The 11,284-nt window shown below is 39.5% G+C and carries 9 protein-coding genes; 1 reads left to right on the plus strand and 8 read right to left on the minus strand.

From position 1 onward, the window contains the following. Window positions 1-12 precede the first annotated feature (12 nt). Both P4S65_RS11285 and P4S65_RS11290 read right to left on the minus strand, forming a co-directional pair. Window positions 13-1,935: a PrkA family serine protein kinase gene (locus P4S65_RS11285; protein ID WP_096792847.1), complete on the minus strand. Its 1,923-nt coding sequence runs from the start codon at window positions 1,933-1,935 to the stop codon at window positions 13-15. Window positions 1,936-2,144: 209 nt separating this feature from the next. Next, window positions 2,145-2,726: a superoxide dismutase gene (locus P4S65_RS11290; RefSeq protein WP_024611616.1), complete on the minus strand. Its 582-nt coding sequence runs from the start codon at window positions 2,724-2,726 to the stop codon at window positions 2,145-2,147. A 266-nt stretch (window positions 2,727-2,992) separates the two neighbouring features. Between P4S65_RS11290 and P4S65_RS11295 the strand changes: the two genes are divergently transcribed. Further along, window positions 2,993-3,331, plus strand: coding sequence for a Grx4 family monothiol glutaredoxin (locus P4S65_RS11295; protein WP_004335359.1), 339 nt, complete (start codon window positions 2,993-2,995; stop codon window positions 3,329-3,331). An 89-nt stretch (window positions 3,332-3,420) separates the two neighbouring features. Here P4S65_RS11295 and P4S65_RS11300 read toward each other — a convergent pair whose 3' ends face one another. From P4S65_RS11300 to P4S65_RS11325, 6 genes are all read right to left on the minus strand, one after another. Beyond that, window positions 3,421-4,734 carry a sensor histidine kinase gene (locus tag P4S65_RS11300; RefSeq protein ID WP_096792848.1) on the minus strand — a complete coding sequence of 438 codons (1,314 nt, stop codon included), beginning with the start codon at window positions 4,732-4,734 and terminating at the stop codon, window positions 3,421-3,423. Beyond that, window positions 4,734-6,059, minus strand: a complete 1,326-nt coding sequence (locus tag P4S65_RS11305; protein ID WP_096792849.1) for a sigma-54-dependent transcriptional regulator — start codon at window positions 6,057-6,059, stop codon at window positions 4,734-4,736. Before P4S65_RS11305 ends, P4S65_RS11300 begins: the two co-directional genes overlap by 1 nt. Before the next feature lie 71 nt (window positions 6,060-6,130). After that, entirely contained in the window at window positions 6,131-7,339 is a 1,209-nt protein-coding gene (locus P4S65_RS11310; RefSeq protein WP_337120162.1) for an ABC transporter permease, read from the minus strand. 11 nt (window positions 7,340-7,350) lie between these two features. After that, complete coding sequence (locus tag P4S65_RS11315; RefSeq protein WP_337120163.1) at window positions 7,351-8,664, minus strand: ABC transporter permease; 1,314 nt, start codon at window positions 8,662-8,664, stop codon at window positions 7,351-7,353. A gap of 3 nt (window positions 8,665-8,667) precedes the next feature. Continuing rightward, window positions 8,668-9,378 (minus strand): ABC transporter ATP-binding protein, encoded by a 711-nt coding sequence (locus P4S65_RS11320; protein WP_008138399.1) that lies wholly within the window; start codon window positions 9,376-9,378, stop codon window positions 8,668-8,670. 42 nt (window positions 9,379-9,420) lie between these two features. Continuing rightward, window positions 9,421-10,674, minus strand: a complete 1,254-nt coding sequence (locus tag P4S65_RS11325; RefSeq protein ID WP_337120164.1) for an efflux RND transporter periplasmic adaptor subunit — start codon at window positions 10,672-10,674, stop codon at window positions 9,421-9,423. Between the last annotated feature and the right edge of the window lie 610 nt (window positions 10,675-11,284).

An 11,284-nucleotide genomic window follows, 5' to 3' on the forward strand; every position in this document is an offset into this window, starting at 1 on the left:
CGACTATGAAGGTTATTGCGATTTTCTAACCCGTAAATACCACTCAGAAAGCAAGCGAACTTGTTTTTGTGTATAGCCTTTTTCGACCATACGGTTCACAAAGTCTTCGTGCTTTTGCTGATCCTCTGCAGACGTTTTGGTATTAAACGAAATAACGGGGAGTAAATCTTCGGTATTAGAGAACATTTTTTTCTCAATTACCGTGCGTAGTTTTTCGTAGCTTGTCCATAGTGGATTTTTACCGTTGTTATGCGCACGGGCACGCAGTACAAAGTTCACTATTTCATTACGAAAATCTTTAGGATTAGAAATACCCGCAGGTTTCTCTATTTTTTCAAGCTCGGCATTAAGCGCGGCTCGGTCAAATAGTTGTCCCGTATCTGGGTCGCGATACTCTTGGTCTTGTATCCAAAAGTCAGCATAAATAACATAGCGGTCAAAAATATTTTGGCCGTATTCTGAATACGATTCTAAATAAGCGGTTTGCAGTTCTTTACCTATAAAATCTACATATTGAGGAATTAAATAGCCTTTCAAAAAGCTTAAGTAACGCTCTTCTATTTCACTTGAAAATTGCTCGCGCTCTATTTGTTGTTCAAGCACATAGAATAAATGTACCGGGTTTGCTGCAACCTCAGTGGTATCAAAGTTAAATACACGAGATAAAATTTTAAACGCAAAGCGAGTAGATAGCCCCATCATGCCTTCATCAACACCTGCGTAATCACGATACTCTTGATACGATTTAGCTTTAGGGTCTGTGTCTTTAAGGGTTTCGCCATCGTATACCCGCATCTTTGAATAAATACTGGAATTTTCTGGCTCTTTTAAACGTGATAATGTTGTAAATTGCGCTAATGTTTTAAGTGTCCCAGGCGCACATGGCGCATTGTATAGCTCGCTGTGCTCAAGTAATTTGTCGTAAATTTTAACTTCTTCAGTTACACGTAAACAGTAAGGCACTTTAACAATATAAACACGGTCTAAAAATGCTTCATTGTTTTTATTGTTTTTAAAAGTTTGCCACTCAGATTCATTAGAATGTGCGAGGATCATGCCATTAAATGGAAGAGCACTAATACCTTCTGTGCCGTTATAGTTACCTTCTTGGGTGGCGGTAAGTAAAGGATGCAGCACTTTAATCGGTGCTTTAAACATTTCTACAAACTCCATCAGCCCTTGGTTAGCTAAACATAAAGAGCCAGAGTAGGCGTATGCATCAGGATCGTTTTGGGCAAAGTGCTCAAGCTGGCGAATATCGACTTTACCTACTAGCGCTGAAATATCTTGGTTGTTTTCATCCCCAGGCTCAGTTTTGGCAATGCCTATTTGGTTTAAAATAGAAGGGTAGCGTTTGACCACTTTAAACTGGCTAATATCACCATTGAACTCTTTTAAGCGTTTGCCAGCCCAAGGCGACATAATGGTTTTTAAGTAGCGCGGTTTAATACCATATTCTTTGCTGAGTACGTCTGCATCTTCGATAGGATCAAACAAGGACAGAGGATGGTCGTTTACAGGAGAACCTTTAATTGAATAAATAGGCACTTGTTGCATTAAATACTTTAGTTTTTCTGCAATGGATGATTTACCCCCACCTACAGGCCCGAGTAAATAGAGTACTTGTTTGCATTCTTCAAGCCCTTGGGCTGCGTGTTTTAAATAAGAGACTATTTGCTCAATGGCGTCTTCCATACCATAAAAGTCAGCAAAGGCAGGGTAGCGCGCAACCACTCTATTAGAAAATAACCGGCTTAGTCTTGCATCGGTTGCGGTGTCTACCATGTTTGGTTCGCCAATTGCCATAAGTAGACGTTCTGGTGCGCTGGCATAGGCAGACTTATCTGTTTTACAAATTTCAAGAAATTCAGCGATACTGTATTCTTCTTCCTGTGCCGCTTCGTATCGTGCTTGGTAATGCTCAAAAATCGTCATAATAACCTCCGAAACCCGCTATAAAAAGGTGCTTACCTTTTAAAGTCTAGTCACGAATTGGTATTTTTGTGCAATAAAATTAAAAATTTAAGTGAAAAAAGATCATGATGAACTAATGAACACAACAACACGTATAAACGAAAAAGTAAAAGAATAACATACAAAAAAGACGCCTAAGCGTCTTTTTAAAATTAGCGTTTAAAGGCTAATTAAGCGAAGTTAGCGTTCGCGAATTCCCAGTTAACAAGCGACCAAAAACCTTTAAGGTAATCTGGACGAACGTTACGGTAATCAATGTAGTAAGCGTGTTCCCATAAATCCACTGTAAGGATTGGAGTAACGCCATCATCAGTTAATGGTGTAGCAGCGTTAGATGTATTAACGATGTCTAGTGAACCATCAGCAAGCTTAACTAACCACGTCCAGCTTGAACCAAAGTTATTTACTGCTTTATCGTTTAATGCCGCTTTAAACGCATCAAAAGAACCCCATTTAGCGTTGATTGCATCAGCAACTGCGCCAGTAGGCTCGCCGCCGCCGTTTGGAGATAAGCTGTTCCAGTAAAAAGTATGGTTCCAGATTTGTGCTGCGTTGTTAAATACGCCGCCTTCTGATGAACATACGATCTCTTCTAGAGATTTGTTTTCAAACTCAGTACCAGGGATTAAACCATTAAGCTTAACCACGTAAGTGTTGTGGTGTTTGCCATGGTGAAACTCTAGTGTTTCTTTTGAAATATGTGGCTCAAGTGCGTCGATTGCATATGGTAGTGACGGTAGTTCAAATGCCATTTTTTTATCTCCATCTTCTTTGGTTGATAGTCCATTTGGTAATACGTAATGCCTGTTGAAACAGACCAGTTACCTATACCAAGCGGTAATATAGTGTTACTATAATTGTTGAGTATTTTACTCAAGTTTAAGCAAACAGCAATGCTATTGCGAAAGACTATTTCAATTGCGGCTTTATTTGCCCATTTTAAGTTATATATTTGTGGTCACGATGAGTTATTTTCAAGACCAAAATATATTTAGCTATCGTTACTTTGAGGTTGTAGATGGAAACCATTGATAAAATTAAACAGCAAATTTCAGAAAACCCAATAATCCTTTTCATGAAAGGGTCACCAAAATTACCAAATTGTGGTTTTTCTTCACAAGCATCGCAAGCGTTAATGTCATGTGGTGAACCATTTGCATACGTTGATATTTTACTTAATCCAGACATTCGTGCTGAGCTTCCAGCATATGCTAATTGGCCAACATTCCCACAACTTTGGGTAGATGGCGAATTAGTTGGTGGTTGTGACATTATTATCGAAATGTTTCAACGCGGTGAATTACAGCCGTTAATTACAGAAACTGCTGCTAAATACAAAGAAGCTGACGCAGAGTAATTTATTACTCAACCTGAACTCAGGTTATTAAGCTCTTTAAACACAAAGCCACTTTAAAAGTGGCTTTGTTGTTTTTAATTTGTGTGAATTTATAAATAAGGAAGGCTCACTTGCACGTTTAAGCCGCCCTCTATTTTGTTATGTAAACTTATATGCCCTTGGTGCGCTTCTGCTATTTCTCTGCATAAGGCTAACCCTAAACCACTCCCCGTACTTTTTGTAGAATAGAAGGGAACTAAAGCATTTGCCATTACTTGCTCGCTCATTCCTTTGCCGCAGTCGCTCACATTTATAACACATGCTTGGGGTACAAACTCGACCTGAATATGTATTTCATTGGCGTTGGAGCCTGACTCGTGTGAATTTTTTAATAAGTTTATCAGCAGCTGCTCGAGTTGTGTTTGATCAGCTTGTAATTCATTGTGTGAATTTTTTATTTCGTAGCTAAATTGCCAGTGGTTTTTTAAATTATTGAGTGTGTTTTGCCAGTTAACCCGCGTTTTTTGTGGCTGAGGTAGCTTAGCAAACTTGCCATAGCCTTGTACAAATTCAGTTAAATGACTAATTCGCTCATCAATAGTTGCAAATACACGGGCAAGGCGAGGCTCATCAACTTTATTTGCGAGCAATTGTGCGCTGTGTAGCATGGATGACATGGGGCCGAGTGAATTATTTAATTCGTGGCTAATAATGCGTATTACTTTTTTCCACACTGCAACTTCTTGGCGACTAAGTTCACGGGTTAACTGTTTAAATATATATAAATGATGCTTTTGATTATTAAGTAAAAACTCCCCAGTGGCTAAATGCCAAGTTTGTGAGTCTTGATTCTCTATTTCTATATTAAAGAGGCCATCAATACCGTGCTCTATAGCTGCTATTAATTGCAGAGGCGAATTTTCGAGTAACTTGCTTAGTTGCATACCTTCAAGGCGAGATGCGCTATTAAATAAGCTACGGCTAATTAAATTACTAAATACCACCGTATTATTATCATTGACCAGCAGTAGCGCTTGCGGCGAGCTTTGCAATACTTTATCAAGCATTAACTCGCGCTGGTAAATCCATTGTTTTTCTTGGCGAAGCTGTTTTGCGGTTTGATTATAAAGTTGGCATAGCTTTCCAAGTTCATCATTACTTTTATACGCAAGCAAACTGGAGAGCTCACCATCTTTAAAATTAAGTAATCCGGTTTCGAGCGATTGCATGCCAAGCTTTATTGGCTTGGTGATGGCTCTTGAAAGCAAGGTGCTAAATGTAAGCGTTAGTAATATTAAAAACAGAGTGTAGTACATATCAAAACCACTAAGTGCGGCAATAATAAAAACAGGCAGCGCGCTACAAAGCCCGCAAATTAATACAATCTTTTGGCTTAGGGTAAAGTTGCTAATAATGTTTGGCATTAATAATCAATACCCATTTTTTGTAACCGCCTGTAAAGTGCTTGTCGGCTTAAACCAAATTCACGGGCCACTTTGGCTATAACACCTTGATGAGTGCGCATTGCGTGTTCTATTTCCTGTTTGGTCGGCTCTGCTTTTTGTTGGGAAGAGACCGGTGACGAAAGAGCAAAGTCATCGACTGTAAGCGCACCTGTAGGTTTTAGTACCGCTACACGCTTACAAGCGTTTTCTAGCTCTCGAACGTTACCTGGCCATTTGTAGTGTTGAAGTGCTTGCTCTGTGTTTATAGTCAGCTCTCGGTGAGGTAAAAAGTGGCTAATAAGCGCTAAAACATCATCTTGTCTTTCGCACAGGGCAGGCACATTGAGCTCAATTACGTTAAGGCGATAATATAAGTCTTCCCTAAATCGACCTTGTTCAATTGCTTGTAGTAAGTTTTCGTTAGTGGCCGATATAACGCGCACATTTACTTTTCGTGTTTGTGTTGAGCCTAAACGTTCAAACTCGCCGGTTTGTAGTACGCGTAGTAATTTTATTTGTCCTGAAAGTGGTAAATTACCAATTTCATCTAAAAATAACGTACCGCCATCAGCTGCTTCAAATCGACCAATACGTTGTTTAGTTATCCCCGTGTATGCGCCAGCTTCAGCGCCAAAAAGTTCGGCCTCTATAAGTTCTTGCGGTAATGCACCTGCGTTTACCTTAATAAAAGGTTGTGATACAAGTGGGGAGTTTTTTTGAATAATATGCGCAATACACTCTTTGCCACTCCCATTAGGGCCTGTAATTAATGCAGATATATCAGATTTAGCCACTTGTAGCGCCATAGTAACCAGTCGTTCCATCGCAGTACTTTTAAATATTAGCCCAGCAAGGTCTGCGCTTTTAAATGTACCTTCACGTTCTTGTTGATGGCGATTATGTGTCGCCACTATTTTTTTAGCACTGCCTAGCTCTATTAAGTTACCGATACAAACTAGTAGTTTTGCATCATCCCAGGGTTTTGGTAAGTAATCGGCAGCACCTGCTTTTACAAGCTCAATGGCGGTGGCAAGTTCGGTCCAGGCTGTAATAAGTATAATAGGGAGGTGTGGGTTCATTTCTCGTAGTTCATAAAACAAGGCTTTACCTTCTTCACCAGAGGTCGTGTCACTGGTAAAGTTCATGTCTTGAATTACAAGCTCAATGCGTTGATAGCGAACTATTTGCAGAGCATCAAACGGATTTGTTGCAGTGACTACCGAAAAGTCGTGGATCTCGAGCAATAACGAAAGTGCGTCGAGTACTGCTTGGTTATCATCAACAATGAGTATTTTATGAGTCATAGGTTATTTTTATAATTTTTTAATGGCTACACTGCCTTACTAAGCAGTGTAGCATAGTGATTTACATATTATTAAATAGTGCGAGTTGCGATACTGGGCGAAATATTGGCAGCGCGTTTAGCCGGCGCTAACACCGCAAGTAAACTCATTAAAAATACGGCAATGGCGGTAACGGCTATATAGCTTGGCGGTAGTGCGGCGACAGAAAAAGACTGCATTAACATTTTCCCAAGCAGTATTGCTGTTATTGCACCTAAGGCTAAACCTAGGCTACAAATTAGTGCGTTTTCTACTAAGAAGTAGCTAACAATAGCGGACTTTCTTGCGCCAAGTGCTCTGCGTGTACCAATTTGCTTAGTGCGTTTGCTGATATTAAATAAGGTTAAGCCAAAAATACCGAGAGCGGTTATAAGCACTAAAATAGTGATTAATACTATGAGCATGCGCATCATAAGGCGATCTTGAGCGGTGTACTCATTTTTTAGTTCATCAAGCCCTTTAATGTTATTAATAACGCGCTTACTGTAATTTGCAAGCATGGCATTTTCTATTTCTTTCATTACAGTTGCTCGCTGACCTGGCTCTGTACGAACGGCAACTTGTGTATAACTTTCTGCTTTAATATAAGGAATAAACGCAAAATTATCGGGTTTACTGTCTTTGAGCCACGGGCCTTTCATTTTTCCGATCACGCCAATAACTTTAAGTGGTAGGTCACCAAAATAAACTATTTTCCCTAAACCATCTCCATCAGGATAGAGCTCATCAAGTAGGGCTTTAGTGACTATAGTGACGTTGGTGCGCTTTTGTGTAATTTCGTTTGTAACGAGCACTTCATCTTCGGTAAAGTTTCGCCCTGCAATTAAGTTAACGCCGTAGGTATTAATAGCATGATCGTCTATAAAAATATAAGCGGCCCTGACACTTAGGCCTTCTTGTGGGGCAGGTTTTAAATTAAAGCTCGAAGCGCTGCCACTCCCTGATAGTGGAATACTACTGCTTAATGCGGCATCGACCACGCCTGGCATTTTTCTAAGCATGCTTTCATCAAGCTCAAACTGCTGACTTAAGTTAATATCAGTACCAAAGGTCATTACATTAAACTTAAATATATCTTGTTCAGGGTAGCCCGTTTCTTGGTTTAAATAACTAATTCTATCTTGAATGATAAATGCAGCATTACTGACTATGGCTGTGGTAATTGCAATTTGAATTAGCAGTAATACAGCGCCCACCTTTGAGCGGCATAAGGCGTTAAATATAGGTTTTATTTCTAACATTGTGACATTCCTTATTGGCTCTTAAGATAAATAGCAGGGTTGGTTTTACACACTAGCCAAGCAGGGTACAAACCAGCCAAAATGCAGGTTGTAATTGCAATCAATGGGGCGCTCAATAGCATGGTTAAATCCATTGTCGCTAAATTTTCATAGTAGTCATAGCTTTGCCCTACGCCCATTAAGCCAAGTTGTGCTAGTACAATTCCTAGCATGCCACCTATAAAGCCAAGCATGGCGACCTCAACTAAGTGCTGTAAAAATATTTGCCTTTTACTCGCACCTAATGCGCGTCTTACACCTACTTCTGGCGCTCTGCGTAAAAACTTGGCTAAAAGTAAACCTAAAATATTGGCTAAGCAGACACCTAAAAACATAAAGCTCAGGCCCACTAAAATTTTATTGTCTTCGGTGACGACGTTATTGTATTGCATCCATTGGTTTACATCGCGAAGTTTATACTCAAGTTCTTTACGATTAAATCGCCCACGTTTTTGTTGTTCCTGCATATAGGCTAATAAGTAATTTTGATAGGCTTGTTTTTGTTCAAGCGTATTTAGCTCTGCCCAAAACTGGATCCATACTTGCTCAGATTGCAGTTTATCTGCAAAGGTTGGTGTGTTTTCGTGCTTCCATCCATTGCTATTGCCCCAACTTACGAGCTCTTTTGTCTTTATTAAGCTAAAGGGCATAAATAACTCTTCTACTTGATTAAATGCACCGTTATTTAAATCATAATATTTAATATTGAGAGGCCAATGGTTAATAACACCCACTACTTGATAGCTTGCATCATCTAAGTAAATCAGTTCTCCGACAGAGTTTTTTCCTGCAAATAGTTTATCGTTTATCTCTTGGGTAATAACAACCACAGGTGCAGCCGAGTTTTCTTGCTCTTTGCTCCAAGCCCCACCGTACAAAAATGACAAATTAAACATGCTAAAAAAGTCAGGCGTTGTCATCCGTGCACTGCCAATAAAAGGTTTTATTTTGTCAGAATCTAAATAAACTGAAAAGCCGGTACGCATCATAGCCACTTTTTTCTCTGACGTGGGTGCGTTTAATAAGTTCTCAGCATCTTGATAGGTCAGTTGTAGTGGTGTGTTATCTTCTGTCCACCACGTACTACCATCGTCCATTGTTTGTAATTGCACACTGTAAAGTTGGCTGCTTTTTTCTGGGATAGGATCGGCCGACATCATGTGATAAACACTAAGGCTGGTCATTGTTATGCCTATACCTATCGCAATGGCAAGTACCATTAAAAAGCTAACCAGTGGGGTGCGCTTGAAGCTACGCCAACTTAAATCTAAATAATGAATAAACATTAGTTAAACCCCCGATGCTGTTTTTATAGTTTGTGCGCCCTGATAAAGCGTAAAGTCGGCAAGTTGCCCATCAACTACTTGAATATTACGCGGAGCACGGCGGGCTAATTCGCTATCATGCGTTACCATTACAATAGTGGCACCGTCGCGATTTATTTGCTCAAGTAACTCCATAACTTGGCGAGCCATTAAGCTGTCAAGGTTACCTGTTGGCTCATCGGCAAGTAAAAAACGAGGTTCACCGGCAAGCGCACGAGCTATTGCCACTCTTTGTTGCTGTCCGCCAGAGAGTTGCTGTGGCAAATGTTTTGCCCGAGAGGCAAGGCCAACTTGTTCTAAGCATTTTTCAATGCGACGTTTACGCTCTGCGGCTTTAATACCTCTATAACGTAGCGGTACTTCAATATTTTCATATAAGTTTAAGTCAGGTATTAAATTGAACCCTTGGAAGATAAAACCAATTTTTTGATTACGTAAATCAGCACGTTGGTTATCGTTTAGGCTGCCAACATTAACACCATCCAACAGGTACTCACCTTCGTTAAAAGGCTCGAGCATACCTGCAATATTTAAAAAGGTTGTTTTTCCTGAGCCGCTAGGACCGGTAACAGCAATAAATTCGCCTTCGTTTACTTGCAGGTTAAAGTCTCGAAGCGCGTGGGTTTGTACCATTTCTGTTTGATATACTTTACTTACATTGTTCATTTGTAACATGGGGGTTCCTAATTATTTTTAGCGTTGGTTGAGAACGTCTGTTTAATTTAATAAAATCGTATCGGCTTGCTTAAAGTCGCTGTAGCTTGAAATAATAATTTCATCGTTTTCTTTTAGTCCGCTCAAAAGCTCAACCGCATTAATGCTGGTGGCGCCTATTGTAATAGGTATACGCTTTGCGATATTGCCATCGACTTTATAAGCTATAATTCCGCCTTGCTGCATAAATGCACCACGCTTTACTTGCATTACACCTTCTCGGTTGTCGAGTAAAATACGTGCAGTTAAGCGTTGGTTCTGACGAATGTTGTTAGTAACACCTTTAAATCGGACGCGTGCTGTTACTTCACGATTATTAACTTCTGGTGATATGGCGGATAAATTCCCCATCACTGTTTCATTGCCTAACTTAAGCTCTACTTCCATACCGAGTCCTAATTCGTTGGCGTAACTTTCAGGTACTTGAAGTTCCGCTTCGAAATTACTTAAGTCGACGAGTGTCATAAGAGGTTGGCTTTGCGTCACTGCGGCTTTTTGTTGCACAAGTAGGTTACCCACGATCCCAGTAACGGTAGCTTTAATAGATAGGTTGCTTACTTTTCTGATTAAATCATCAACAATAAGTTGCTGGCGGGTTACATCACTTTTAGCTGCTTGTAGTTCAAAGGCGAGCGTGTCTTTTGCAAGTAATACCTCTTGTTGTGCATGCTTATATGTGAGCTTTGCACGTGATAAATCATCAACTGCTTTTTCAAGATCAATTTGGCTAATTAAGTGCTTTTGTATTGATAACTGCGCCCGGCGATTTTCGCGCTCAGCGGCGTTAAGCTCAACTTGTGCCATATCAAGTGTTTTATTTAAAGTGAGTGTTTGGCGTCTTGCTTGCAAATGCTGCCTTTGCTGCTCGCCTTGTAGTCGTTTAAGTACAGACTCCTGTTGCTTTAATTCGTTAGTTAACTCAGGGCTTTGCAGCAGAGCAAGTGTGCCCCCTTGCTTTACTGTATCGCCAGCCTTTACTTTTAAATCTATAAAACCACGTTCTGGGCTGTATATTTTAGGAGCATTAGCAGCAACAATTTTACCACTGGCGGCAATGTCTCGAATGAGCGCTTTAACGTGTACTTTGGCAACCTGTATTTTTGAGCGGCTAATAGAGCTTTTAGCGCTATGACTTGTTAAAAAAATATAAGCAATTGTAGAGACTGCAATGAAAATAACCGCAGTGATGATCGCGTATTTTTTATAGTTTATAGGTGCCTTTACTTGTACGTCTTGTGCGCTGGTATCTTTCATCATTAGGCTCTCCTACACGGCTTTTATATATTTTTCACACAGTAGAAAAAAACTGCGGTGCAAATAGCGACAATAGGAGATATCAAAAATAAACTAAGCATAAACATAATTATTCCACTTAACGAATGTGTATAGCTCTATACGATTAGCATGCCAAAGCGTAACTTACTGTAATTAGATGATTAAATTTTATTTTATGTGTTTTTTATATGTCCGCGGACATAAAAGTGTCCGCAGTGGACGCATTAGTAAATAAAAATTCACTATTAAGAGATTAAAAATGCCACAAATATTAATAACTATACTAATGACCAGTAAAAAGCAGAGAGGTTAAGCCTCAAAATTACGGAAATAACACAAAACTATCTAAATGTTAACTAACTTTATCGGTGTATGTTGAATATTTATTCACCGAATGAGGGCTTTACGTTTACGTAAGCTGTAGCTTTTGACTTGGTTGTTTTTACAAAATGTTAAACTTGACACCAGTGTCATGAAAAAATAACGCCTAATATACGACTAAATGTTAAAAATAATGATGAAAAAGAAATCTTGCTATGAAGTGAGAAATATTCAAGAATGTGAATATGTATTCAAAATGCTATTGACTCTA

This window comes from Pseudoalteromonas sp. B131b (assembly GCF_037162545.1).
Lineage (GTDB): Bacteria > Pseudomonadota > Gammaproteobacteria > Enterobacterales > Alteromonadaceae > Pseudoalteromonas > Pseudoalteromonas fuliginea.

Bases quoted from the DNA above. Each gene is read 5' to 3' on its own strand.
- P4S65_RS11285 (WP_096792847.1), bottom strand. From the start codon at position 1,935: ATGACGATTTTTGAGCATTACCAAGCACGATACGAAGCGGCACAGGAA.
- P4S65_RS11290 (WP_024611616.1), bottom strand. From the start codon at position 2,726: ATGGCATTTGAACTACCGTCACTACCATATGCAATCGACGCACTTGAG.
- P4S65_RS11295 (WP_004335359.1), top strand. From the start codon at position 2,993: ATGGAAACCATTGATAAAATTAAACAGCAAATTTCAGAAAACCCAATA.
- P4S65_RS11300 (WP_096792848.1), bottom strand. From the start codon at position 4,734: ATGCCAAACATTATTAGCAACTTTACCCTAAGCCAAAAGATTGTATTA.
- P4S65_RS11305 (WP_096792849.1), bottom strand. From the start codon at position 6,059: ATGACTCATAAAATACTCATTGTTGATGATAACCAAGCAGTACTCGAC.
- P4S65_RS11310 (WP_337120162.1), bottom strand. From the start codon at position 7,339: ATGTTAGAAATAAAACCTATATTTAACGCCTTATGCCGCTCAAAGGTG.
- P4S65_RS11315 (WP_337120163.1), bottom strand. From the start codon at position 8,664: ATGTTTATTCATTATTTAGATTTAAGTTGGCGTAGCTTCAAGCGCACC.
- P4S65_RS11320 (WP_008138399.1), bottom strand. From the start codon at position 9,378: ATGTTACAAATGAACAATGTAAGTAAAGTATATCAAACAGAAATGGTA.
- P4S65_RS11325 (WP_337120164.1), bottom strand. From the start codon at position 10,674: ATGATGAAAGATACCAGCGCACAAGACGTACAAGTAAAGGCACCTATA.